The 24,634-nt window shown below is 38.2% G+C and carries 23 protein-coding genes; 11 read left to right on the top strand and 12 right to left on the bottom strand.

The genetic code is table 11. The features are described 5' to 3' along the window. The first annotated feature begins 28 nt into the window (after positions 1–28). The 5 genes from DK880_RS04965 (at position 29) to DK880_RS04940 (ending at position 4,107) form a co-directional block, all read left to right on the top strand. On the top strand, positions 29–643 hold the full coding sequence (locus tag DK880_RS04965; RefSeq protein ID WP_109997671.1) for a MotA/TolQ/ExbB proton channel family protein: 615 nt from the start codon (positions 29–31) through the stop codon (positions 641–643). 28 nt (positions 644–671) lie between these two features. Further along, positions 672–1,070, top strand: coding sequence for an ExbD/TolR family protein (locus DK880_RS04960; protein WP_109997670.1), 399 nt, complete (start codon positions 672–674; stop codon positions 1,068–1,070). Next, positions 1,067–1,684 (top strand): hypothetical protein, encoded by a 618-nt coding sequence (locus DK880_RS04955; RefSeq protein WP_109997669.1) that lies wholly within the window; start codon positions 1,067–1,069, stop codon positions 1,682–1,684. The genes DK880_RS04960 and DK880_RS04955 overlap by 4 nt, the downstream gene beginning before the upstream one ends. A 1,132-nt stretch (positions 1,685–2,816) precedes the next feature. After that, the gene (locus DK880_RS04945; RefSeq protein ID WP_204082262.1) at positions 2,817–3,344 is read left to right on the top strand and encodes a protein-L-isoaspartate(D-aspartate) O-methyltransferase; all 528 of its coding nucleotides are present in this window, start codon (positions 2,817–2,819) and stop codon (positions 3,342–3,344) included. A 394-nt stretch (positions 3,345–3,738) separates the two neighbouring features. Next, the gene (locus tag DK880_RS04940; RefSeq protein WP_109997667.1) at positions 3,739–4,107 is read left to right on the top strand and encodes a hypothetical protein; all 369 of its coding nucleotides are present in this window, start codon (positions 3,739–3,741) and stop codon (positions 4,105–4,107) included. A 67-nt stretch (positions 4,108–4,174) separates the two neighbouring features. On the opposite strand, the gene DK880_RS04935 is transcribed toward DK880_RS04940, so the two are convergent. Together DK880_RS04935 and DK880_RS04930 are read right to left on the bottom strand one after the other, a co-directional pair. Then, a complete protein-coding gene (locus tag DK880_RS04935; protein ID WP_239302524.1) occupies positions 4,175–5,620 on the bottom strand; it encodes a CCA tRNA nucleotidyltransferase in 1,446 nt (481 codons plus the stop codon). Between the two features lie 73 nt (positions 5,621–5,693). After that, positions 5,694–6,941, bottom strand: coding sequence for an esterase/lipase family protein (locus DK880_RS04930; RefSeq protein ID WP_109997666.1), 1,248 nt, complete (start codon positions 6,939–6,941; stop codon positions 5,694–5,696). 665 nt (positions 6,942–7,606) lie between these two features. On the opposite strand from DK880_RS04930, the gene DK880_RS05615 reads away from it, so the two are divergent. From DK880_RS05615 to murA, 5 genes are all read left to right on the top strand, one after another. Beyond that, entirely contained in the window at positions 7,607–7,735 is a 129-nt protein-coding gene (locus DK880_RS05615; protein WP_262494594.1) for a hypothetical protein, read from the top strand. A gap of 208 nt (positions 7,736–7,943) precedes the next feature. Then, positions 7,944–8,081: a hypothetical protein gene (locus DK880_RS05345; protein ID WP_162534238.1), complete on the top strand. Its 138-nt coding sequence runs from the start codon at positions 7,944–7,946 to the stop codon at positions 8,079–8,081. 261 nt (positions 8,082–8,342) lie between these two features. Next, positions 8,343–10,562 carry an ATP-dependent helicase gene (locus DK880_RS04925; RefSeq protein WP_109997665.1) on the top strand — a complete coding sequence of 740 codons (2,220 nt, stop codon included), beginning with the start codon at positions 8,343–8,345 and terminating at the stop codon, positions 10,560–10,562. A 55-nt stretch (positions 10,563–10,617) separates the two neighbouring features. Continuing rightward, positions 10,618–11,232: a DUF4290 domain-containing protein gene (locus tag DK880_RS04920; RefSeq protein WP_109997664.1), complete on the top strand. Its 615-nt coding sequence runs from the start codon at positions 10,618–10,620 to the stop codon at positions 11,230–11,232. Positions 11,233–11,246: 14 nt separating this feature from the next. Further along, positions 11,247–12,554 carry a UDP-N-acetylglucosamine 1-carboxyvinyltransferase gene (murA, locus tag DK880_RS04915; RefSeq protein ID WP_109997663.1) on the top strand — a complete coding sequence of 436 codons (1,308 nt, stop codon included), beginning with the start codon at positions 11,247–11,249 and terminating at the stop codon, positions 12,552–12,554. A gap of 237 nt (positions 12,555–12,791) precedes the next feature. Here the strand turns inward: murA and DK880_RS04910 are convergent, their stop codons facing one another. The 9 genes from DK880_RS04910 to DK880_RS04870 form a co-directional block, all read right to left on the bottom strand. Further along, positions 12,792–13,394, bottom strand: a complete 603-nt coding sequence (locus DK880_RS04910; RefSeq protein ID WP_109997662.1) for a hypothetical protein — start codon at positions 13,392–13,394, stop codon at positions 12,792–12,794. 65 nt (positions 13,395–13,459) lie between these two features. Further along, positions 13,460–13,798 carry a preprotein translocase subunit SecG gene (gene secG, locus DK880_RS04905; RefSeq protein ID WP_109997661.1) on the bottom strand — a complete coding sequence of 113 codons (339 nt, stop codon included), beginning with the start codon at positions 13,796–13,798 and terminating at the stop codon, positions 13,460–13,462. A 166-nt stretch (positions 13,799–13,964) separates the two neighbouring features. Continuing rightward, the gene (locus DK880_RS04900; protein ID WP_109997660.1) at positions 13,965–14,612 is read right to left on the bottom strand and encodes a hypothetical protein; all 648 of its coding nucleotides are present in this window, start codon (positions 14,610–14,612) and stop codon (positions 13,965–13,967) included. A 15-nt stretch (positions 14,613–14,627) separates the two neighbouring features. Then, positions 14,628–15,107 (bottom strand): hypothetical protein, encoded by a 480-nt coding sequence (locus tag DK880_RS04895; protein ID WP_162534236.1) that lies wholly within the window; start codon positions 15,105–15,107, stop codon positions 14,628–14,630. Positions 15,108–15,123: 16 nt separating this feature from the next. Further along, the gene (locus DK880_RS04890) at positions 15,124–16,371 is read right to left on the bottom strand and encodes a sigma-54 interaction domain-containing protein (protein WP_109997658.1); all 1,248 of its coding nucleotides are present in this window, start codon (positions 16,369–16,371) and stop codon (positions 15,124–15,126) included. Between the two features lie 25 nt (positions 16,372–16,396). Beyond that, a complete protein-coding gene (gene miaB, locus DK880_RS04885) occupies positions 16,397–17,830 on the bottom strand; it encodes a tRNA (N6-isopentenyl adenosine(37)-C2)-methylthiotransferase MiaB (RefSeq protein WP_109997657.1) in 1,434 nt (477 codons plus the stop codon). Between the two features lie 188 nt (positions 17,831–18,018). After that, complete coding sequence (gene thrS, locus DK880_RS04880; protein WP_109997656.1) at positions 18,019–19,938, bottom strand: threonine--tRNA ligase; 1,920 nt, start codon at positions 19,936–19,938, stop codon at positions 18,019–18,021. A gap of 397 nt (positions 19,939–20,335) precedes the next feature. Beyond that, positions 20,336–21,163: a hypothetical protein gene (locus DK880_RS04875; RefSeq protein ID WP_162534235.1), complete on the bottom strand. Its 828-nt coding sequence runs from the start codon at positions 21,161–21,163 to the stop codon at positions 20,336–20,338. 34 nt (positions 21,164–21,197) lie between these two features. Beyond that, positions 21,198–21,812 (bottom strand): hypothetical protein, encoded by a 615-nt coding sequence (locus tag DK880_RS04870; protein ID WP_109997654.1) that lies wholly within the window; start codon positions 21,810–21,812, stop codon positions 21,198–21,200. A 312-nt stretch (positions 21,813–22,124) separates the two neighbouring features. Here DK880_RS04870 and DK880_RS04865 point away from each other — a divergent pair, with 312 nt between their 5' ends. After that, a complete protein-coding gene (locus DK880_RS04865; RefSeq protein ID WP_109997653.1) occupies positions 22,125–22,832 on the top strand; it encodes a hypothetical protein in 708 nt (235 codons plus the stop codon). 20 nt (positions 22,833–22,852) lie between these two features. On the opposite strand, the gene DK880_RS04860 is transcribed toward DK880_RS04865, so the two are convergent. Further along, positions 22,853–24,634: an AAA family ATPase gene (locus DK880_RS04860; RefSeq protein WP_109997652.1), complete on the bottom strand. Its 1,782-nt coding sequence runs from the start codon at positions 24,632–24,634 to the stop codon at positions 22,853–22,855.

Raw genomic sequence — 24,634 nt, 5'->3', positions numbered from 1 at the left:
TTTTAGCTAGTATTAAGATATTACTTTTATGTTATCCACTACATTTTTAAGTCTCTTACTCAAAGGGGGATGGCTAATGCTTCCACTTATGGTATTATCTCTCCTTAGCGTTTATATAATGGTAGAACGTTGGTTAAGCTATCGTACCCACCTGTATCATATCAAGGACTTTGCAAATGAAGTAGAAAAACAACTCAATAGCAATGATTTAGAAAGTGTTTACCAGCTTTGTCTTCCTCAATATAATATGATACAAAAGGTCCTCTATAAAGGGTTAGAACAGCGGAATCTCTCTTCTACAAACTTAGCGTTGCTGCTAGAGGGAGAATCCAATAGGCAGATAGCATTACTAGAGGAAAAGCTCTCCTTCTTAGCTACCATATCTGGCGTTGCTCCTATGATAGGTTTTCTGGGGAGTGTAATGGGTATGGTGCAAGCCTTTATGGCTATTGCACAAGAGCAAAACCAGCTGTCTTCACAATATTTTTCTAACGGTATCTATGAAGCAATGGTTACAACCATAGTAGGGCTTATAATCGGCATTACCGCTTACGTAGGGTATAACTTTTTTGTAGCACGGGTTAACCATGCAGCACAAAAATTAAACTATCTCGCAACGCTTTTCTTAACTAAGGTTAGGTAATAATACTGCTTTATTAAGCAAATTAGAAATGTTAATCAAGGTAAAAAATAAAATAGATAGCTCCTTTAATATGGCATCTATGACAGATGTCCTATGCTTATTACTTATTTTCGTACTGATTGGCTCAAAATACCACACGCAGGCCATTCCTATTAATTTACCCTTAAGCACAAACAAAAAAACAGCTGTCGCACCCGTACATATAACGGTTACAGCTGCATTGCAATACTATATAGAGGGCAACATCGTACCCTTCCCTCAATTAGAGCAATTGCTGCAGGCCAAATTAGCAAAAGCATCTCATAAAATGGTAGTGCTCCATATGGATAGACGGCTTGCTATCGCACATATGGTAAAAGTAGCAGATATAGCACATAGGTTAGAGGCCTCTGTTGCTTTAGCAACCGCATTAGAGCCAAACAAATGAAAGAAATTGAATCCGCCACTATGCATAAACAGGGAATGGCTGTTTCCATAGGGGTGCATCTTTTTTTTATGGGCATGCTCTGTTGTATCCAACAACCTATTTTTTTCCCTTCTAACAGTAATGGGCTGCCTTATACCATTGCATTAGAAGCGGACCAACCCTCCCATAGCATAACAAAAAAAACTACTTCAAAAACAAAACCAAAAGTTACTATCCCTTCAACCCTATCCTCCCCCTCTCCTTACGCAAAGAAAATAAAAAAACTACCCAAACAAAATAAAAATACAATAGACGCACGGGGCTTGTACCATACAGGTAAACACAACAAGAAACCAAGCCGAGCTATCCTGGAATTGCCTGGATGGCAATGGGATAGAGTACCTATACCGAAAGACCCAACGGAAGAATGTGGTAAAATAGTTTTTGAAATTAAGGTAGATGCAAATGGGGAGGTGGTTGCAGTTCGAACCATAGAGAAAACCATTACGCCCCTCGTAGAAAAAATCTATGCGGATGAACTGCGTAGCCTTACGTTTAGCAAAACAAACCATAATAATGCGTCTTATCGTAACCTATCTACAGGAAAAGTGATCTTCATACTCGTAGCAAAGTAGTAGCTGTTTGCTCGAGGCTGTGCTGTCCCCAAAATTACCCAACCCAACGCTCCAGCTTTGATCTAAACTAAAGCATTAACCGAAAGAATGATGCATTCAACATGCATTGCTGCTTAACCATTCGCTACGCATATGTATACAGAACGTTAACATCTTATATTATGAGTCCGTTGCAATAGACTGTAAAGAATTTATCTAACCATGCACATGTATTTTTAATCAAAAGTTAACTTAAATTAAGTATGTATATTGATTTAGGTCATTATTTTTAGGATTTTTTAGGGTACATCTAGGGGCAATTAAACCAGGTGGTCTTTTAAGTTTAGCATATATATCAGATAATCAACGTAAATGCAAGCATGCTTTCTTTGATCAAATGAATAAGCTAATCCCTTGGTTACACGTAAACAAAGCGCTGCGTTTGTATAATCCTAAAGGCTTGCGTTTATTCATGCAAGCCCGCCTGTAGTCCATAGCCCTGCAATCAAGCAGCAGCGTATAGGCAGATAAAGCAACTTCCCCTAGTTCTTCAGGAGCCCGTTATATAGGCCTTGCTAAAATCCACACGCAACAAGCTTATGGAAGCAAGTAAGCGGTACTTAGAGACATGGTCTATCCAAAGCGGTTTAAATTTATTGCGTTTTAGGAAGCATTGGATAAATTGCTTTGTTAAACTAAAACCAAAGTGCGTAATTCCATTCTTTTTTGGAAAAAAAGAACATTTGGATATTGCATTCGTTACGCAAACAGTAATGTGCTTCTCTTATGGGTACACTTCTTGCAGTGCCATTATAGCTAGTGCTAAGTGATTGAGGTGGATTACATTCAATTGATGCTATTCCATACTTCAAACATGATTCTTATGTTGATTAACAATAAAATATATAATACTTTAGGGAGGATTAACTAGCTGATTAGTGGCTATATTGTTGATCCTTCATCTGTATTACCCTGCCTTATAATCAGTAGACTTTTTGGCATCATTACTTCCGTTTTTTAAAGCATGCTTGATCAGCTTAGGCCCTATCCTTAACTAATAAGACAATGGTAAGATAGTGGCTAAATTAGGCCAACAGTTTATTGCTTACAGCAACAAAAAGATATAAATTAAACTTACTAAAAGTTATAAGCCATGCAAGCAGATAACGGATACACTGCAGCACGTCTACAAATGGTAAAAACGCAAATAGAGGCAAGAGGCATACGAGATGAAAACGTTTTGCATGCTATGGAAAACGTTCCTAGGCATCTTTTTGTTCCAAAAGCGCTACAACCCTATGCTTATACAGACAGCCCCTTGGCCATAGGTTATGGTCAAACTATTTCTCAGCCTTACATAGTAGCGTTTATGACGGAAGCACTACGCTTACCTCCAAAGGCAAAAGTACTCGAAATAGGAACAGGATCTGGCTACCAAGCAGCCCTATTAAGTCAACTCAGTAGCACTGTATATACGATTGAAATAATAAAAAATCTAAATAAAAAAGCATTATTTAAAAAACTAGGCTACACGAATATCCATACCAAAATAGACAATGGGTACAAGGGATGGGCAGCAGCGGCACCTTTTGATGCCATCATCCTTACGGCCGCTTCCCCACATATAATTGCTAGCCTACTCCATCAAGTAAACATAGGCGGAACGTTGTTATGCCATTAAAGGAAAAAAAATGGAGCCAAATGCTCCTACGCCTCACCAAACTAAATAAAGCCAATAACTACAAACGGGAGGAGCTTCTACCTGTTAGATTTGTACCTATGACCGGTCAACCCGTTGCCTAGTTTTTGTATGCGATTGATCATCCTAAATTACAATTGTAAATCAAACATAATACACTCAAGCACAATAAACGGCATAAACCGCTGCTACCCCCCTACCATGCAGCATGCCTAACATTCCTTTGGAAACTTCCTATTTTTTTACTATCATCCTTAATGAGAGAAGGTAAAAGCCGCATGGTTTAAGAATAAAAAATAAAAAACAAAGCTCTATAACTTTTCTAAGTAGGCACTAACTACTTAGCGAAGTATGTATAAATAAAAAACAAAAAATTATGTCAACACGTACACAAAAAGAAAAACTAATTTTGTTAACAACACTATGCCTATTATCAGCAAAATCCTGTAATGGTAGTAAATTAGGGAGAAGCGAACATGAAAGATACCTCCCAACGCCCAATCCAAATCAAGCGACCGCTATAAGTGCAAAGGGAGAAGAAAAAACGCCAGAAGCTACTCCAGCACAAAAAGATAACAAGCTGCCCAATGCTACCGCTATAAGCACAAGCATAAATGATACAACAGAAGCAGAAGCAGAAGCTACTTCAGCGGAAAAAGATAATCCAAAGACAGGATCCGATCCTACAAAAAGAGGGGGTATTTTATCTCGTTTACCCTTTATGAATAAAAAAGCTAATAAATAGTAGTATTTCACCCCAGCGGATAGGTAAAACCCATGCGCTGGGGCCCTTTACAAATTGAACCTAGGAATCAATGCTTCGGCAGTTGTAATCCATATTGTTCCCCAATCATCAACATATAACGAAAGGCTTCCTCATAGCTGTTCTTAATCTTACCCTCTAGTATAGCTTCCTTAACGGCCTCCTTAATAAAACCTACTTGTGGAGAGGGTCTTAGCCCAAAGGCCTGCATAATTACTTCACCCGTAATAATTGGCTGGAAGTTTCTCATTTGATCCCGTTGCTCCACTTCTGCTACCCTTGCTTCTACTCTATCGAAATTCGCTAAATATTGCTGTACCTTTGATTTATTCTTGGAAGTAATATCAGCCCTACATAACAAAAATAAGTCCGCTAAATCTTCGCCTACTTCATATAAAAGCCGCCTTATAGCTGTATCCGTTACCTCTTGGGCTAAAGCTATTGGACGTAAATGCAACCGAACCAATTTTTGTACATAACCGAGTATTTCTTTATTAGTAGGAAAACGCATCCTTCTAAATAGATAAGGTAACATTTTAGCACCTAAATTTTCATGACCATGAAACGAAAAACCTGTTATAGGATCAAATTTTTTGGTTAAAGGCTTGGCAATATCATGAAACAGAGCTGCCCAACGAAGCCATAACTTAGAGGAATGATGGGCTACATTATCTAACACTTCTAACGTATGGATAAAATTATCTTTATGAGAATACCCTTCTATTTCTTCTTTATCTGATAACTTTTCTAACTCTGGTAGTATCCTAGACAATACTTTTGCTTCAAATAATAATTTGAAACCATAAGAAGGTTTATGCGCAGCTACAATTTTATGCAACTCTTCCGCAATACGTTCTTGAGCAACAATAGCCAATCGATTGCGCGCAGAAACCAGTGCATTCCATGTCTCTTCCCCTATCCTAAAATTAAGCTGCGTAGCAAATCGGATCGCACGTATAATACGTAAGGGATCATCCGAAAAGGTAATATATGGATCACACGGTGTTCGAATCAACCCATCTACTAAATCCTGATAACCCTGAAAAGGATCTAACAATAACCCATAACGCGCCTGATTTAAACAGACCGCCATAGTGTTAATAGTAAAATCCCGACGTGTTTGATCTTCTAAGAGCGTGCCTGCTGCTACGGCTGGATTACGGGAATCAGCTGTATAGGATTCCTTCCTTGCCCCTACAAACTCAATAGATAAACCCTGCCACGTTAACATAGCTGTACCAAAACGCTTGAATAGGGTAACAGGTACATTGTCTAAATGTTGCGCTACTGCTTGCGCCAATAGCATACCATCCCCAACGCAAACGATATCAATATCCTGCCCAGTACGCTGTAAGAATACATCACGAACAAACCCGCCTACTACATAGGCTTCTAACTGAATGCTGTCCGCTATTTCGCCTATTCTACGCAAAATAGATAGATGGTCTAACGCATCTAACTGTCCCAATAGGTCATTAGTTTGTATAGGTATCAAGATGATTTCTCTAAAAAGCGCTCAATCTATATTTCTATGCTTAACGCTACACCTACACCACCACCCCAAATGCCTATCTTCCTGTACAGGTAGCGTTTAACGCATTTTGCTCATGGTAAAAGGTCTTTGTGATGGTATCTACTACAGCTTGTATCACTTGCGCATTGCTGAGCTCAGAAACTCCTTTCTTTACAGGTATCCCTACCTTATTGCCATGACAGGTTCCATATATTTTAAGACATTCAAAGTCTTTTTTTTTCAATCCTTCTGCATGTTGGGTACTAACAGGTAACAACATATCGTGTTCACAATGCATATCCCCTCCAATTATTTTGGCATAAACCTGATCAAGTTCCTTCCACCTAGCCGCATTAGTAGACGATAAGAGGAAAACTTCATCAAACCCCCTTGCAACACCTGCAATAGCAGTAACAGGAACCACTATATCCTTAAGAGCTGAAGCCACACCATTAATAAAACTACTTCCTGGCCTTAGATCTGCAGCCCCCCCTACCCCTAATGCTTTAATGGGCCATTCATCACCCTCCGCAATATCGCTAAATTTTCTAAATAAATAGGCTATAGCACAGCTAGGAATTTTATAACAGAAAATATCTTTTTTAAAAATATGTCTAAGCAACTTCCCACTATAACTTGGTTCTATCTGCTCCAAATCATCTTTAAACCGCTTTAATAGCGCTGTGACCTTATCTGGGTCCTTAAGATGATCAGCTACAGGTGCTCCCTTCCATGGGGTTCCTATGGTTATGAGGCGCTCTATGGTTATAGCTGTCTCCTTGCTTAACCGCTCCCCAAATGCCCTAATAAGGGCAAAGGCACGCAACCCACCTTGGCTGTGTCCTACCAATACAAGGCGCTTAGGAATAGTAGAAAAATCTTTTCCCCTACTTTTAAAATCAGATTTAATTTCTTCATAAGCTAACTCAGCTTGCTCCACTATCGGCAGTTTTGTAGTAGGAGACTTCCCTTTAGCAGGTGTATACTTATTCACACTTGTCAAGGCCAATATAACTGCATGGGGAAAGTTTTGCTGTAAAACTGCCTTCATAACATTAAAATCAAACGAATTTCTATCTAGTCCATGCAACAGTACAATAACTTGTACCGCTTTATCTTGCTCATGGGAACACTGCGACACACCTGCTGCAAAACCTTCCTTCCTCTTTACTGAAGAGGGATGAACCTTTCTTATATCCTTTTTATTAGAATTGGGATTGCAATGACTCGTACCTAAGGTAAAATAACAAATTAAACTAAATTTATAGGATAATATACGGGCTAATAGGTTATTACGCTGCATATAGGTATGTATTCATTTTATTGTATTACTGCAATTTTTTAGCAGATGTGCAGAAAATAGATAGTAAAAAACTTTTAAACCAAACTTCATTGTATCCTAAGGTAGGTAAGGTGTCGCTCTATCAGTTAGTTAGTAGTGAGCGCACCCTGTTCAACTCGAAAATATTTACTTACACTTCTCCATACCAGTACAATGGCATGGGGAAAAGTTTTATCGTAACATTGTATTAATGATAAGATAATCAATAAAATTTCTACTTAACCCATGCAGCAGCTTAACAGCTTGTATGGCTTTATCCTTTTCATAGGAACGTTACGGATTCCCTACCACAAGACCTTTCTTCTAATTAAATAAAAAATTAAAGCTATATTTATAAAATAAATATAAGACTATTAATGATATAACAAGACCTAACTGTATAGAAAGTAATATAGGTTATACTATATTACTGTAGTTTTTGAGTAGACGCACAGCAATAAAATAGGAAAGACCTTGATTCCTTCTTACAACGTACGCCATTCCTTTATTGTATATTTTTTACCTATATTCAAAGCAAGGGGAGCATAATAAAGTCACACCATGGGAAGAGGGATAAAGAGGTTACAACCATGGGAAGAGGGATAAAAAGGTTACAACCATGGGAAGAGGGGTAAGAAACTACAACCATGGGAAGAGGGGTAAGAAACTACAACCATGGGAAGAGGGGTAAAGAGGTTACAACCATGGGAAGAGGGGTAAGAAACTACAACCATGGGAAGAGGGGTAAGAAACTACAACCATGGGAAGAGGGGTAAAGAGGTTACAACCATGGGAAGAGGGGTAAGAAACTACAACCATGGGAAGAGGGGTAAGAAACTACAACCATGGGAAGAGGGGTAAGAAACTACAACCATGGGAAGAGGGGTAAGAAGCTACAACCATGGGAAAGGAGTGAGAAACTACAACCATGGGAAGAGGGGTAAGAAGCTACAACCATGGGAAGAGGGGTAAGAGATTACAACCATGGGAAGAGGGATAAGAGGTTACAACCATGGGAAGAGGGGTAAGAAGCTACAACCGTGGGAAGGGAAGAGGGGTAAGAAGCTACAACCGTGGGAAGGGAAGAGGAGTAAGAAGCTACAACCCCATGGGAAGGGATGAGAAGCTACAACCATGGGAAGAGGGTCAGAAAGCTCTACCATATAACAAGGCTATTACAAAGTAAAATTTAATTAAGGGCATTTCTTTTTTTGTCTAAACATAGTTGTCCATGTTAATTTGCGTATTTCCCTCCCACCTATTCCTTTCTAGGAAGAAGTACAACTTACTATATCAGGCTTATGCTATGCAATGGTCTCTGATAGATGCCAGCTATAAATCTTGATGGCTTACTTTTAGTGCACTTAATAAAAGAATATATTAATGGCTAACCTAATAGAGCAGACAGCTGCTATAGATACCAGTTATCTTAATGAGCTCAATGAACAGCAAAGAGCTGCGGTAATACATACCGAAGGGCCTTCCCTAGTTGTAGCCGGAGCTGGTTCTGGCAAGACCAAAGTACTAACCACTAAGATAGCCTATCTCTTAAAAGAAAAAAGAGCAACTGCAAGCCAAATTCTTGCGTTAACCTTTACCAACAAAGCAGCAGCTGAAATGCGTCATCGGATAGAACGTATGATAGGTAAAAATGTTCAAGCAGTATGGCTGGGCACCTTTCATAGTATCTTTATACGGTTATTACGTCTAGAAGCTAATAGTTTAGGCTATCCTACCTATTTTAGCGTATATGATGCTGATGACAGTAAATCTCTGCTTAAACAAATTATAAAAGAACTTGATTTATCAGATCAAATATATAAACCTACTCTCCTATTAAGCCGTATTTCTCACGCTAAAAATCGACTGGTTACAGCAGCTATATACAACGATAATCCCCATTATAGGGAAGAAGATGCCCGTATGCAGCTGCCTAGATTTGGTGAAATCTTTGCAAGATACACGCATTATTGCCAGCGAGCTGGCGCTATGGACTTTGATGATTTACTTACACAAACCCATACCATGCTTTATACGAATCCTACTGTATGCGCAAAATACCAACAGCAATTTCGCTATTTACTTATTGATGAATTTCAGGATACCAACTTGATTCAATACCAAATTATCCAAAAATTAGCCGCACAACACCATAATATTTGTGTAGTAGGGGATGATGCACAAAGTATTTATGCTTTTAGAGGTGCCGATATCCAAAATATTTTAAACTTCACACGTGATTACCCTCACCACCATATAACCAAACTAGAGCAAAACTATCGCTCTACCCAACATATTGTAACAGCAGCGAATCATATTATTAGCCACAATACAACGCAACTAAAGAAAAAAGTCTGGACAACAAATAAGCTGGGTGAACCTATCAAGATAATAAAAACAAGATCTGATCTAGAAGAAAGTCAATGGATCGTACAGGCAATACTCGAAACAAAACTCCATAACCTAGCACTTTATCAGGACTTTGCTATCTTATACCGTACCAACAGTCAATCCAGAAATTTTGAGGAAGCATTGCGTAAAAAAAATATCCCCTATCGGATGGTAGGCGGGTTTTCTTTCTTTCAAAGAAAGGAAATAAAGGAATTATTAGCTTATTTGCGCTTTGTGGTAAACCATAATGATACAGAAGCCTTTAAAAAAATCATCAACCTACCTAAAAGAGGCATCGGACTGAGTACACTCGAGAAGATAGGCACACTTACCAACGAAAAAAAATTACCCCTATGGGAATTATTGGGTAAGGCAGAAGATTTTTTTCGTGCGCCTACGGCAGAAGCTATCTTGCGTTTTGTAGCCTTCATAAAGACAGCTTCCCTAAAGTTAACTACAGCAGAGGAAAATGCCTACACAATAGCCAACTATATAGCCAAAGAATCTGGTCTGCTAAAGCAATTGTATGAAGATCAAACAGTAGAGGGATTAGCACGTTATGAACACATCCAAGAATTATTAAGCAGCCTTAAACAATTTGTAGATGATCCTAATAATGAGGATAATAGCTTGGCTTCTTTCTTACAAACCGTTGCTTTAATGACCCAAGAATACGAAGATGACACGTCTAAAGATAAAGTTACACTTATGACCATTCATGCTGCTAAAGGATTGGAATTTAAATATATATATATGGTAGGGATGGAGGAAGGCCTCTTCCCTTCTGCTAGGATGCTAGGGAATCAAGAAGAATTGGAGGAGGAAAGACGCCTTTTCTATGTGGCAGTAACGCGTGCACAACTACAATTAACTTTATCTTATGCCTTAAGTAGATATCGATTTGGAAAACTTATGGCAATGCGACCCAGCCGATTTCTAAAAGAAATAAGCTTAGAAGAATCTACCGCTAGTTCTAACAAAATAGCTACAGCGGCCACACAGCGTACTGCAGCAGCCACCCAGTTTATGCCTTGCAATAATGTAACTACCTTACGCGTAGGCCATATGGTGCGTCATACGCATTTCGGAAAAGGCCTTATTATACAATTGCTAGCAACAGAAGGTAAACGAAAAGCAGTAATCCGTTTTTCTAATAATGTCGGTGAAAAAACACTCCTGCTTAACTATGCGAAATTGGAATTACTCATCTGACCAATCTTTATAAAAATCAAATTCTCAATTATCTCTTATCGTAATTTAAGCGCATATGTACAACTATAATACAACTCGACCACCCTTATTACTGCAAGAATACGGCAGGCATATACAACAATTAATAGATGATATTAAGAAAATTGATAATAAGAACCTACGTACGCAAAAGGTAAATATCCTTATAAAACTAATGGGAAATATCAACCCAAATAATGGTTCTACGCAAAAATATTGGGATGATATTTTTAAATTATCAGATTACCAATTAGATATTGACGGATTCTCCCCTAAGCTAATTCAACCCATTAAGCGTTCTGTCATGGCCGTGTATGCTGCTACAGAACCGATTAAATACAAGCACTATGGACGTTATCTAACGATGCTCTTAAAAAAAATAGTTACCCTCCCATCGCCTAAAGCACAAGTAGAAATGCTGCTGATCATTGGGAAACTCATGCGCCGCTTTAGCAGCATATGGAATAATGAATTCATTAGCAATGAAACAATTATAGAGGACATGCAACGTATGCTGTCTATGCATACCGCACATGAGCTTGATTTAGCTGTAATACGGACATTGCCAGATGATGGTATCAATAGTAAAAAATACAAAGCCAACTATCCTACGAAAACTATTGCTCATACAAACAAGCATAAAGCTAAATAAAACCAACATTTTGAATGGATAAGTTTATTATACGAGGGGGATGTTCCTTAGCTGGCACCATCAAACCACAAGGTTCTAAAAACGAAGCGCTACCAGTAATGTGCGCAACATTACTAACCGATAAACCCATACATCTACACAATGTACCAGCTATTGCAGATGTGCAGAGCGTTATGCATTTATTACGGATTTTAGGTGTACAGATTACGCCTTTAGGTGAAGGGCATTATCAGTTCTGTTCGGCAGATCTTAAGAAGGAGGCATTGTATACAGAATCATTTCGAAAAGAATATATTAAAGTCAGAGGGTCTCTTCTATTGCTGGGGGCACTCTTAACACGTTTTAAAAAGTTTAGCTTACCCAAACCTGGGGGAGACCGGATTGGCCGGAGGGGTTTGCACGCTCATCTAGAAGGATTGCAGCAACTAGGAGTGTCTTTTACGTACCATGCTGCTGAAGAAAGATGGCTGGCTCAATATACTTCCTTACGGGGTAGCTATATATGGATGCCAGAATCTTCTGTAACGGGTACAGCTAATGTTCTTATAGCCGCTAGCAGGGCTAAGGGAAAAACTATTATTTATCCTGCTGCTTGTGAGCCACATATTCAACAGCTTTGCCATATGTTGGTAGCAATGGGGGTAGAGATTACAGGTATTGGTTCTAACCTATTAACCATAGAGGGTACTACCCAGCTACAGGGCACTAGCCATACGATCATGTCAGATATGCTAGAAATAGGCAGCTTTATTGGCTTAGCTGCTGCTACTAAATCTGCCTTAACGGTTACAGAAGTACCTACTGAATGCTTTACACCTGTTTGGCGGTCCTTCCAGAAGCTAGGTATTAAACTGGAAACAACCGATAATACATTGCATATTCCTGCTCAAGAAGCTTACTACATACAACAAGAAATGGATGGCAACCTAACTACCTTATCGGATGCAATCTGGCCAGGAATGCCTACTGATTTAATTAGCATTGCCATTATTATTGCTGTGCATGCCCACGGCCATCTGCTTATCCATCAGCATATGTTTGAAAGTAGACTTTTCTTTGTAGATTACTTAATTGAAATGGGTGCACGTCTGGTATTATGTGATCCCCATAGGGTACATATTGTAGGGTTAGGGAATCAGTATAAACTGCGTAGCATACATATGAGCTCAAGCGATATCAGGGCAGGGATTACGCTGTTAATTGCAGCCTTAGCAGCAGAGGGAACTAGTGTTATTGGAAATATCGGTCAGATTGACAGAGGCTATGAACGCATCGAACAACGCCTCAATGCCTTAGGGGCATCCATCGAAAGAGTAAGCTAATGTAGCCTGTAAATGGATCATCCGTGAACAAAGCAAAGCAAGGCAAAAAGTCTTATAATTTATACTATAAATGTAGCCGACTTCGTAAGGACGATATCCAAGTAAACGACCAATAGCAAATAGTCTGACGATTCCGTTGATCCTGGCGATCTGTAGGTTCGTACAAAGAAAAAAATATTATCAAGAACCCCAAGTTATGGAGAAAAAGCTTCGCTCCCATTGGGCCACTTGGGTCAGCTAAAGCAAATTATAGCCTACCTTTAACGCAAATTGCTTAGGTCTATAAGATGCCTTCCCATCTATTAAACCGCTGCCTATCTTTTCTTTAGCTATAGAGGAAAACAATACCTCAAAATCAAAATCCAGAAGCCATTTTCCACATTCTATACCGACACCGAAAAAGCAACTGTTAATCTTTTCTTTGTATTTTTTTATAAGACTTTCGTTTGGATCATTCGTAGAATCGGATAAAGGCAAACAGAAAATAAGACCAACATGGGGACGCAAGAAGTTGAATAAAGGAATACCCACCGCAACAGGAAACGTAATACGATTCAATTGACTTGCCCTTTGGGAAATAGTATGCCAATCAAAAACAAATAAGGGAATAACCTTTGCATACAAGAGTCCAAGATTTAATTGCGCAAACCACCCTAGTTGTAACGCATGATTCTTCACAAGAATGGATTTTGCATTGGCAGCATCAAAAGTAGCATAGTAACCCGCTAATCCTAGTGTAGGCCCCGTAGCAATCCCTATCGCGCTTAATGGCTGCACCCCCAAACAATAAGCCAAAAGAAAATGCAATACCACTCGTTTATTAAAATATTTTATATTCATCTGCAATTAAAAAATTATTTATAACAACAAGTGATCTTTATCGCAAAGGAAATAGCTTAATTGCTTCACTGATTTTCTGACTCAGCTTCTTTAGGCTTAGTAGTATCCGTATTATTTCGCTCCGGTTCTATTGCTTTTTTTCTGGTTATGTTAAGAGGCAACCTAACTTTTGTAGCATATTTAAGCGATATAGCAGACAAAAGTGTTAACCCAAGTAGTAAACTTGTTAATACCCAGGTAGTCTTTTCTAAAAAATTAGCTTTTTGATTAAGCCCTACCCGATGCAGCTCCGTACCAGCAGCTGGTGACATAATACGGTCTTTAGGCTCCTGGATCAATATAACAGCAATTAATAAAATGGCTACCATAATAATGCATACAGCAAGTATTTTAAATACGAACATAATTATTGTAAATGATGATTTAGTTTAGCAATCAAATTATTAAGATACGTTTTTCTCAGGATTTCTCACTATTAAAGTTCAATAAACAACCTTTAGCTTTCTAAAACAAGCCAAACAAATTACTACCACAATAAGGCATACCCAAGCACGTTAAACAAATACGCACCTATTGCAAATGATGACTTAATTCATCGATCACACTACTAAGGTAGGCTTTTTTTTCAGGATTTTTTATTATCAAACATCTATAAATTTCAATAGCACGCTTAAATTTTTTCTGTTGAACCATGATATGAGCCAATGTTTCAGTTGCAAAGCGATCATCTACCAGCGTACATTGTTCTGAGAGGTCTTTATTTTTTAATGCATCAGGCACCTCATATGATTCTATAGTTCCCCATTGTAAATTGGGCTTATTTAAAATATGTTCAATAACCCTAAATTGCTGCCTACTTATTGCATTGGTTCCTTTTTTAATAGTTTGTTTCGCAATATCTTCCAAATGATTAGTATTATTGATAGCAGCAGATTGCTCCGGCATACCCTTGCTACCAACAGCGGATATGACCCCTGACCAGACTAGCTTATTCTCTAACCACATCCGCAAATGCGTCCGATCGATAGCATACGTTGCCGCCCGCTGTACGGCATGCTTCTCTACATCACGCTCTTGCGTGTAAACTACCTTAGCTAACAGGGCATGCGCTAAATAAAAGTAGGGATAATTCTTTATAAGAGATTCTAAATCAGGTATATCACTTGAAGATAACGTATTAGGTTGTGTCAATAATTTCAATAGCTTCTGAACTTTCATAGCACAACGGGTGCATTACTCCCAGTAATTTATAGATCTTTCACAAATGTCAGCAGCCAATTCTTGAATTATCTCATTGGCCAGCTCATTTTCTTTTGCACTTGAGCTATCGCTTATTTTTGATTTTGAGAAAATTTTATTGGTAAATGTATGCGCCACCTCCTCTACAGAACTTTCATAGGAAACCTGTACAGCAATGGTTAATTCTTCTATTTCTTTACCATCAATAGACGCCTTGTCTCGACTAAAAACGGTACGCCATGAAAAATTCTTAATAACACAGCTATAGTGGATGTCCCCCTCTCGTTCCACCTTAGTCAAATAAGGTGCGAAACGTATTACATTTCCCTCAAGTGCATCCATCATATTTTGCGCCATATCTGACGGACCATCTGAAATCTCCGAATAAACTTGAATAGAAAATGTCTGCACAGCCTCTGGAAGTTGCGCATCTGAAAAAAAAACAAAACCACAGCTATATAGTAACGATAGCATGCAAAAAAAATACCACCTATTTCTTAAGTTTATAGCTGTATGCTTCAATCTCATATTGTTTAATTTTTCTATAAAGTGTTCGTTCAGAAATACCTAAATCATCGGCTGCATGCTTACGGTTGCCATGGTTTTTTTGTAAAGATTTTCGAATCAATACTTGCTCCTGTGCTTCAATGGAAAGTTTCTTTATGGGTTCTTGGGCAGTAGCAGGGGGCTGCTTATCCTCTACTGTTTTTAGGGAATACTCCCTATCTAAAAGTGGAACATCCAAATTTTCTTGTTTATATTCAGCAGGAAAATGCTCAACATGGGGCATGTATCCCTGCTGCTTAACAGGGGAAACAGAGGGATCTAATATGAGCTCCTTAAGCTCAGCCACTTCTCTTTTTAAATCCAACAGCATCCCATATATAAATGCTTTTTCCGTTGATCCATTATGCATCCACTTTTTATACAGCACCGGCAATGCATACTTTGCTTCGCTGGGTAGATATTTTTCTAACACTTCTGGTGTTATGACTATCTCTTTTTCCAATAAAGCCATCTGCTCTACAATATTCTTCAGCTGCCGAATATTACCTGGGAATGCATAGGTCAGGAATAACTCTTTGGCCGCTGGCGTTAATGCCAAAGGCTTCATACGGTATTTAGCTGCAAAATCACTAGCAAATTTATGAAACAACAAAATAACATCTGCCCCTCTTTCCCTTAAGGGAGGTATGGTAATGGGTACTGTATTTAAACGGTAATACAAATCCTCCCGAAAGGTTCCCTCTTTAATGGCATACAACAAGTTTACATGGGTAGCTGTTACCACACGTACTTTTGTTTTTTCTACTCTGGAAGAACCAACTTTTACATATTCCCCATATTCCAATACCCGCAAAAGTTTTGTTTGCGTAGCTAAAGGCATTTCACCTATTTCATCCAAAAAAATAGTACCCTCATTGGTTTCCTCAAAATAGCCTTTTCGACTTTCCAAAGCACCGGTAAAGGATCCTTTTTCATGACCAAATAACTCAGAATCTATGGTCCCCTCTGGAATAGCACCACAATTAATGGCTATAAAATTACCACGCCGATAAGGACTTAAAGCATGTATAATCTTTGAAAAGGATTCTTTACCTGTACCACTCTCTCCTGTAATCAAAACAGATAGATCCGTAGAGGCTACCTGCATAGCTACTTCAATGGCTCTATTTAAAAGAGAAGCATTGCCTATAATATGAAAGCGTTGCTTAATTACTTCTATACTTTCTTTCATAGTATATCTACACAGAGGGTAATGTTTAACAAAGTGTACCAAAAAGAGTAGCCGCATTGCAGTCTTTAATACGGACATATACATAATCCCCTACCTGCTGTTTCCCTTTAGGGAAAACCACTATTTTGTTCTGACTATTTCTGCCTTGAAAAAAGTCTGCTGATTTCTTAGATTGCTTTTCAATTAATACTTGATATACTTGCCCGATATTTTTTTGATGATGCCGTAAGGAATGTATCCGTTGTTTTGCTATGATTTCACTTAACCTACGTTTTTTAACTTCTACAGCGACATCATCGCAGTATTTTCTAGCGGCTAACGTACCTGGCCGCTCAGAATAATAAAACATAAAAGCAAAATCATATTGAATCTCCTCCATAAGGGAAAGGGTATCAGCATGATCACCTTCTGTTTCAGAACAAAAACCTGCAATCATATCAGAGGAAATAGCGCAGGAATCCCCTAAAATGGCCTTAATGGCTTGGATTCTTTCCTTATACCATTCCCTATCATAGGAACGGTTCATCAGTTTTAACATGCGATTACTACCGCTCTGAACGGGCAGATGTACCTGTTTGCAAATATTATCATAGGCACGCATCGTATACAGGACATCATCTGTCATATCCTTGGGGTGGGAAGTGGAAAAACGAACCCTTAAATTTGGATCAATGGATGCTACCATGGCTAACAATTGTGCAAAGTTCACCACTGTATTTTTCTGTACAATGCTTCCCTCTACTGCGGCTGCAGCGGAAACCCATCTATAAGAGTCTACATTTTGCCCCAATAGCGTAACTTCCTTATAACCTTTGCTGAAGAGATGCTTTGCCTCTGCTACAATGGAGGAAGGATCTCTGCTTCGCTCCCGACCACGTGTAAAGGGAACAATACAAAAAGTACACATGTTGTTACAACCCCGCATAATAGAAATAAAAGCAGTAACCCCATTGGTATGCAATCGAACAGGCTCAATATCAGCATAAGTCTCTTCTCTAGATAGGAATGTATTGACTGCTCTATGCCCTTGATCTACTTGGCTGACTAGCTTAGGCAAATCTCTATATGCGTCTGGTCCTGCAACAATATCCACTACTTTTTCCTCTTCTAATAATTGGGTTTTCAATCGTTCTGCCATACATCCTAAAACGCCTACAATAAGTGCTGGATTGTATAGCTTTTGCTGATTAAATAGCAATAACCTATTACGAATGGTTTGTTCTGCTTTATCGCGAATCGCACAGGTATTGATAAAAATCAGATCTGCTTCCTGGTATTGTGTGGTTAATAGGAAACCTTGCTGCTGCATAATGGCAGCAACAATTTCACTATCAGAAAAATTCATCTGACAACCATAGCTTTCCATATATACCTTCCTAAAAGAGGGAGAAAGCTTGGATGTAATCGTATGGGTTTGCTTAATGTCTGCTGCAGCAGCGTCAGCTATTTTCTGTTGCATAACTAAACGAATATAATCAGAATGGGAAAAGGGAACATACTTTTCTAATAGGGCATAACAGCCCTTCTTTACAAAGATATAAAATAGATTGGGTCATGTAGCACAATCGCAGCTTCCAACCTATCTAACCCATACGTTGCCTACTCCTTTCTATTCCTCGAACAGGTATTGCGCGCTACCCTCCTTAACTAGCTGGGTAGGTTAGCTTCCGAACAGACCTGCGTTATAAAATCATCCCACAGCATAGAAATTTGTTTATTTTGTTTACGAACGGAAACATATCCTGTTTCTACTTCTTTTTCTCCCACCACAAGTATATAAGGGATTTTTTGTAAAGCTGCTTCACGTATTTTTTTACCTATTGTTTCATTCCGTAGATCTAGGACACTCCGTATTTCCCTTTCCAGCAGCAGACGATACAGGGTAGTGGCATAGGTAGCATAGGTATCAGAAAGAGGCAGGAGCGCCACCTGCTCTGGTGCCAACCAGAAGGGGAAGTTACCAGCTGTATGTTCTATAAGAATGGCAATCAGCCGTTCAAGCGAGCCAAACGGTGCACGATGGATCATAACAGGGCGGTATTTTTGGCCATCTGTCCCTATATAGGTAAGATCAAAGCGAATAGGCAATTGGTAATCCAACTGCACCGTACCCAATTGCCAATTGCGTCCTAACGCATCTTTTACCATAAAATCTACTTTAGGACCATAAAAAGCTGCTTCTCCTAGCACCGTAGTAGCCTGCAATCCCTTTGCTGTCACCACTTCCTGAATGGCTTGTTCTGCTAAGGACCAATCTGCCAAGCTTCCTATATATTTATCTTGCTTAGGATCCCTAAAAGAAAGTTGCGCCTTATAATCAGTAAAATGTAATATATTAAAAACATGCAATACGAGATCAATTACAGCTGAGAATTCATCTTTTACTTGATCTAAGCGGCAAAAAATATGGGCATCATCCTGGGTAAAACAACGGGTACGGGTCAACCCATGCAAGGCTCCATGGCGCTCATAGCGATAGACCGTACCAAACTCTGCCAAACGCAATGGTAATTCTTTGTAAGAGCGAGCGGCACTACTGTAAATTTCACAATGATGCGGACAATTCATAGGCTTCAGTAGGTATGTTTCTTCTACTTCAGCTGTATGAATAGGCTGGAAACAATCTTCTTGGTATTTTTCGTAATGACCAGAAGTAAGGTAGAGTGCTTTATGGCCAATATGCGGCGTACAAACCGGCTGATAGCCTCGTTTGATCTGTTCTTTTTTAAGAAATTGAACCAATATATCATATAGCAAAGCGCCCTTAGGCAACCAAAGGGGAAGTCCTAAGCCTACTTTTTCTGAAAAAGTAAATAACTTAAGCTCTTTTCCTATTTTTTGGTGGCTACGCCTGGCAGCTTCCGCTCGCAAAGCGAGGAAGGCGGCAAGTGCTTTTTGCTCTGGAAAAGCAATTCCATAAATACGCGTCAATTGTTTATTATGGATATTGCCCCTCCAGTAAGCGCCTGCAATGGTTAAGATTTTAACTGCCTTAATCCAACCGCTATGGGGCAGATGAGGCCCTTTGCATAAATCTATAAAGTCCCCCAATTGATAAAAAGTAATCCGTCCCTCTTCTAACCCTTCTATCAATTCCAGCTTATACCCATTGCCTTTTTCCTTAAAAAAAGCAATGGCTTCCTGCTTGGAAACAGCACGACGGATAAAAGCATCGCCTCGTTGTGCCAACGCCAACATCTTCTCCTCTATAAGCGTTGTATCCAACGTAGTTGCCGTATCATTGCCTAAATCTACGTCATAATAAAAACCTTGCTCAATAGGAGGCCCCATACCCAATTGCACAGTGGGATAAAGACTTTCTAAGGCAGCAGCCAAAAGATGGGCAGCAGAATGCCAGAAGAGTTGCTTGCCTAGGGCATCCTCCCACGTTAGAAAACGAATCGTAGCATCTTCCTCAATAGAACGGGTTATATCATAAACCACGTCATTTACCGTTAACCCCAGCATGTCAGGAAGGAGACCAATCCGTCGGGCAATCTGTAATCCTGTACTACCCTTCGGAAAAGATAACTGTTCACCATTAACATCAATTAGAATAGTAACCATTATATTTATTTAGCCCTAGTAGACTATACTCCTTGATCTGTAGTAAAAAAAAATTAGATAAATATAAAACTTAAAAATCAATATGCTTTCTGTTGTTTTTTTCCCGTAGCTTCTCTAAACGTATTGTTTAATTTTAAATTTTATATGTGACGTATTAGTATCTGTTCAACGCTGTAGCAAGCGTTTGCTTTTCAGCATACTTTTAGGTTAATTTTTAGCGTAAAAATGCAAGTTTTGTAATAAATTTACTTAAAAACCAGACACAAACGCGTTTTCTGCCACAGTACTGAAGAAACATAGTATACTATACTATAAATGTATTACGCTATGTTTCTTACTTGGCCAAGAGTTAGCCAGGTACTCTTATTGCTGAATCGGATAATAATAATAAAAAAAATTAATTATTGCTTTCTTCACAGAAAAGTTTGCTAAAATCATAACCCAATGTAAGGCCAAACCACTTAGTTCCTACTATTAAACCAGACTTATTTCTAAATTCAAATCCAAAATCCCAATGCCACTTGGCTAGTTTTGATAATTGCAATTGGTCTTTCTTATCATTTTGCATAAAAATAGCTTCCTTTAAACTCGGAACACCTTTCTGAAGTATATGGTTTCTCATCTTCTTGGAATTAAGGTATAAATAAGGGACATCTTTAGCAAAGAAATCCTTTTCACCGAATAATGCAATTCTGTAGTCACCTCCAACGTATAATGCGAATTGACGCTTTTTACCTAGATATACTCGTAGAAAAATGGGAATATGCACTGCATGGAAAGAGCCACCACCTAAACGCATAGCCATGCTATCGTCACTATCATCTGTCCAATCCATATCGCTAATACTTTTAAAGCCATTTTTAATAAAATCCAAAAACCCTTTTTTTGCTAAGCTTTCTCCACATTTGTCAATACGTATGCCTGGGGAAAGGTTATAGCTATACCATAAACCAGTTTGCACACCTATCCCATTTAAAGGGTGCCATTCTACCATAGGCCCAATGGCTGCTTTCCCATTCCCAGCCCAATAATCACCAATAGTATCAAACCCCACGCTTAACGAAGTTTTTATGTCAAAATGGAAAGGAAACTTTTTATTTTTAGCAAAAAAATCACTCGCTTCTGTTGTCTCTGTAGTAGCTTCTTGCATAGCAAAAATATCCCCGCAGTTTACAAACGATGCCAATGCCATGCCTAAAATCCTTATTTTTTTTCTCATATTCATATAATATTACGCTTAAAAATTATGATTCATTAAATTAAACCAGGTTACACGCTAATCTATATAAAAAACGTCTTATTTCAAAAATACTTTTTAACTCCTTTTCAAGGAATTGCTTAAAATCAAAATCCGCTTCAAAAAATGGTTGGTTAGCTTCCTCTTCTTCCTCTTCTTCTGCGCTTATTTCATCCAATTGTTGTTTTAAATCCTTTATTTTAGAAATATTGCTAAACTTATCTTGTAAGAATTCCTCGAGTTTAGGTACTTCCTTACAAAGTGGATGGTATATTTTCCCTTCTACTTTTTTTATTTTAAATAACTGTTTTGTATCACAGAAAAGGTATAAAGCGCATCGCAATAGTGGTATATCCTCTTCTGAAGGAGAACAACCCATGAACATTTTATAAACCTTCTCTATTTTTGGATCCGCCTCTATTTTATCAATAAGTTGCTTGGGTGTTTTCCATAATAAACACACAACCAAAGCTTGCTTACTTTTTTTACATAGTTCCCGGGTATCTTCTTTCGTAAGTTCTTTAATTGCTCTGCTACCTTGTTCTTTTTGTCTTTGCAGATGCTGTATCCACAGTTTACACCCATTGCCACAAGCCTGTACGCCAATAACTATAAAAACAAATATATTCTTATACATATATTATACAATATAAACTAATTCAAAAGAACCCTATAGGGATCTTCTCTTTTGCGCTACAATCATCCACCCTCTGAAGGAATAACAAGTATACGAATATTTCCTCTAACGGAAATCCCCCACCCCCACTAAGATTTATAATTTATAATATAAACCATATAAGTAAATAATACCAACGGCCCCTTCCTTGAATTACCTAAAATAAATTTTCTATTTTTATTTAGAAACCAAATCTAATATTCCTGTTGTCCAATGGTTTATTTCTTAAGAAAGACAGCATAATTAACAAAAGTATCAAATAACCAATAAAAAATGAAAAAGAAATGTATTTCTGTAGTTTTAGTTTCTTCCTTACTGTTATCTAGCGATTGTAGCAATCAAGCAGATAAGGGCAACAAACCTATAGCCACTAAGCAAACTGTTTCTTCTAATGCTGGTAAAATAAAATATGAAGTATCAAATAATCATCCTAATAAAAAGCAACAACCACCTAGCAACAAAATATATCCCACTCTATATAATAATGGCCAATCAGGCAGCAGAGAAGCTGACGCCACAAAAGATCCTTTAGTGTACAAGCTACAAACAGAAAAAGAGAAGTTAGAAAAGGCCCTAACGGGTATAACAAGAGCTATTCCACTTCCATGGATTGTCAATAATACTACGCTTAATGAAGAAGAGCGCAAAGACAACGTAGATAAGCGCGTAGCCAAAGCAAAGGAAATAGAAGATACAATAAAGGCTATCGTCCAAACACTACAAAGTATAAGGTCCTTTACCAAAGAAAAGCGTATTATACTGTATATAGATATGGCAATAGAGGAACTAGAAGGAGCGTCTATAACAAACTTTAGCGCAAATTTAAAAGAAGAAGAGGAAGCAAAATTAGTAAGTACAGGTAGCAACACCCTACGTAGGAGTGCAATACAAGATACAAAAAATCATATAAATCAGGCAATTTCTCATATAAATTCATCTATAAAGGAAGTAGCAAATAAGATAATCAAGCCAAGAAAATAAGCAACCTAAGGCGCTATCTTCTATTTTGGGTAGCATTCATCTCCCTCTATTTGGCCATATCTACCCGTTACATGCAGTGTTCCAGTCTTTTTATGCACCAAATCATAGGTAGCATAAGCTGACAACACTGCCTTCCCGGAAAAAGCAATGCCAATCTCTACTACTTCCTGGACATGCGTATGTTGTAATAATTCGGTATGATAAGCGCGCCCTCGTATTTGATCTAGCGCAACTTTAGCTCCATTTTCCAGCTCTTCTTCCTTCCGTAGGTATTTGAATTCCAATAAAATTGCTTTGGAATCTTTTTTAGGGATGATCAACACATCATACCTTCCAAAACCACTTTCTCGATTGGAGCGTATAGAATAGCTATCACTGATGCTAGCCAGCATGGCTAAAACAAAACCATGGTAAAAACTTTCCCCTTGCTTACCAGAAGTAGTATCCATAAAACTGACACACTGTAAAAGATAAGTACTGAGATCTTGTGTAAATGCACGGACATTGCCCTCTAGTAGATGGCTTAAAAAGGTAGCATAGCTCCGTTGATTAGGAAATTTAGTAAGCAACCATTCTTCAAAAAAGCGGTTGTAGAGTCTGCGTACTTCATTATTAGGAATGCTAACTACACAATCATATAAATCACTACTTCTACTTAAACTGCTTTTTTCCCAAGTTAAATAGCCAGCAAATAAAAGTAAGCTCCATAAAGCCGTTTCACTTTTATCCAGCAGATCAAAAGCAAGATGCTTATCAATCGATACGGTTAAAGCCGCTCCTTGCATCAATTGCTCAAACTGACCTTTAATGCTATCGTTAGAAGAAAGAATCAGTTGTTTAATTAAATCATTATTTCCGGTATTAATCCAATACAAATCAAAATAACCCTCTTCGCTCAAACATGAAATAATAGACCATGGATTATACCTAATCAAGCTGCCTACTTTGTAACCATTGTACCAGCTTTTTACTTGATCTAGACAAGTAGAAAGATTTTTTCTGGTAAATAAATCTTGAACTTCTGCTTCACTCAAACCAAAATGGCTACTATAACCTTGATCTAAAAGAGTATAAGTCTTCAGGTTATTTAACCCAGAAAGCATACTATCTTTAGAAATACGTAATATACCCGTTAATACCCCTTTTTCTAGCGTAGCATTTCCTTTTAAAGCAGCACTAAATAGGTTACGCATAAATGCAACCATAGCTTTTACGTATGCCTCATTTCCATAAGCTTTATTAAGAGGCGTATCGTATTCATCTATAAGCATATAGACTTTTTGACCATGGTATTGGTAAAGGCATTGGCTAAGCAGTTCTAGGGCAGATTCTAATTGTTGTTGATTGGCCTGATTGTTGAGAAGAGTATGTAGCTTCTTCAGCTGTATTTCATTAATCTTATCACTATGCAACACATAAGTATAGGAACTATACACTTTTAAGATCAACTCATACACCGCATTGTAAGCCCCTTGAAAGCTATCTGCATTGATATCCTTAAAGCTTAGCATAATGACCGGATGTTTACCTTGATATTGTCCAAGGTATTTACCGCCATCTAGCTTACCGATTGCCAAATCATCAAATAAACCTGCTGTACTTACTCCATTCACTTCTGAAGCAAAAAAATGCTGCAGCATAGACATATTCAGTGTCTTCCCCCAACGACGCGGACGTGTAATTAAAGTAACTTTATCTCCTTTGCCTAATAATTCAGCAAGCATAGCCGTCTTATCACAAAAAAGATAATCCCCTTTTATTAACTCCTGAAAGTTGTCAACGCCAATCGGTAATTTGTACAT

Origin of the sequence: Candidatus Cardinium hertigii (assembly GCF_003176915.1) — a bacterium.
In the GTDB taxonomy this organism is placed as follows: Bacteria; Bacteroidota; Bacteroidia; order Cytophagales; family Amoebophilaceae; genus Cardinium; species Cardinium hertigii_A.
Note: the sequence above shows the minus strand (reverse complement) of the source record. Positions and strands in the feature narration are given on the sequence as shown.

What these genes read in the sequence shown, in the direction of transcription:
- secG (WP_109997661.1), bottom strand. Translation starts at nt 13,798, where the DNA reads ATGTTCGTATTTAAAATACTTGCTGTATGCATTATTATGGTAGCCATT.
- DK880_RS05615 (WP_262494594.1), top strand. Translation starts at nt 7,607, where the DNA reads ATGGGAAGAGGGGTAAGAAACTACAACCATGGGAAGAGGGGTAAAGAG.
- thrS (WP_109997656.1), bottom strand. Translation starts at nt 19,938, where the DNA reads ATGGTTACTATTCTAATTGATGTTAATGGTGAACAGTTATCTTTTCCG.
- DK880_RS04910 (WP_109997662.1), bottom strand. Translation starts at nt 13,394, where the DNA reads ATGAATATAAAATATTTTAATAAACGAGTGGTATTGCATTTTCTTTTG.
- DK880_RS04875 (WP_162534235.1), bottom strand. Translation starts at nt 21,163, where the DNA reads ATGAATATGAGAAAAAAAATAAGGATTTTAGGCATGGCATTGGCATCG.
- DK880_RS04920 (WP_109997664.1), top strand. Translation starts at nt 10,618, where the DNA reads ATGTACAACTATAATACAACTCGACCACCCTTATTACTGCAAGAATAC.
- DK880_RS04930 (WP_109997666.1), bottom strand. Translation starts at nt 6,941, where the DNA reads ATGCAGCGTAATAACCTATTAGCCCGTATATTATCCTATAAATTTAGT.
- murA (WP_109997663.1), top strand. Translation starts at nt 11,247, where the DNA reads ATGGATAAGTTTATTATACGAGGGGGATGTTCCTTAGCTGGCACCATC.
- miaB (WP_109997657.1), bottom strand. Translation starts at nt 17,830, where the DNA reads ATGCAACAGAAAATAGCTGACGCTGCTGCAGCAGACATTAAGCAAACC.
- DK880_RS04955 (WP_109997669.1), top strand. Translation starts at nt 1,067, where the DNA reads ATGAAAGAAATTGAATCCGCCACTATGCATAAACAGGGAATGGCTGTT.
- DK880_RS04965 (WP_109997671.1), top strand. Translation starts at nt 29, where the DNA reads ATGTTATCCACTACATTTTTAAGTCTCTTACTCAAAGGGGGATGGCTA.
- DK880_RS04940 (WP_109997667.1), top strand. Translation starts at nt 3,739, where the DNA reads ATGTCAACACGTACACAAAAAGAAAAACTAATTTTGTTAACAACACTA.
- DK880_RS04890 (WP_109997658.1), bottom strand. Translation starts at nt 16,371, where the DNA reads ATGAAAGAAAGTATAGAAGTAATTAAGCAACGCTTTCATATTATAGGC.
- DK880_RS04945 (WP_204082262.1), top strand. Translation starts at nt 2,817, where the DNA reads ATGCAAGCAGATAACGGATACACTGCAGCACGTCTACAAATGGTAAAA.
- DK880_RS04925 (WP_109997665.1), top strand. Translation starts at nt 8,343, where the DNA reads ATGGCTAACCTAATAGAGCAGACAGCTGCTATAGATACCAGTTATCTT.
- DK880_RS04870 (WP_109997654.1), bottom strand. Translation starts at nt 21,812, where the DNA reads ATGTATAAGAATATATTTGTTTTTATAGTTATTGGCGTACAGGCTTGT.
- DK880_RS04960 (WP_109997670.1), top strand. Translation starts at nt 672, where the DNA reads ATGTTAATCAAGGTAAAAAATAAAATAGATAGCTCCTTTAATATGGCA.
- DK880_RS05345 (WP_162534238.1), top strand. Translation starts at nt 7,944, where the DNA reads ATGGGAAGAGGGATAAGAGGTTACAACCATGGGAAGAGGGGTAAGAAG.
- DK880_RS04900 (WP_109997660.1), bottom strand. Translation starts at nt 14,612, where the DNA reads ATGAAAGTTCAGAAGCTATTGAAATTATTGACACAACCTAATACGTTA.
- DK880_RS04865 (WP_109997653.1), top strand. Translation starts at nt 22,125, where the DNA reads ATGAAAAAGAAATGTATTTCTGTAGTTTTAGTTTCTTCCTTACTGTTA.
- DK880_RS04895 (WP_162534236.1), bottom strand. Translation starts at nt 15,107, where the DNA reads ATGCTATCGTTACTATATAGCTGTGGTTTTGTTTTTTTTTCAGATGCG.
- DK880_RS04860 (WP_109997652.1), bottom strand. Translation starts at nt 24,634, where the DNA reads ATGTACAAATTACCGATTGGCGTTGACAACTTTCAGGAGTTAATAAAA.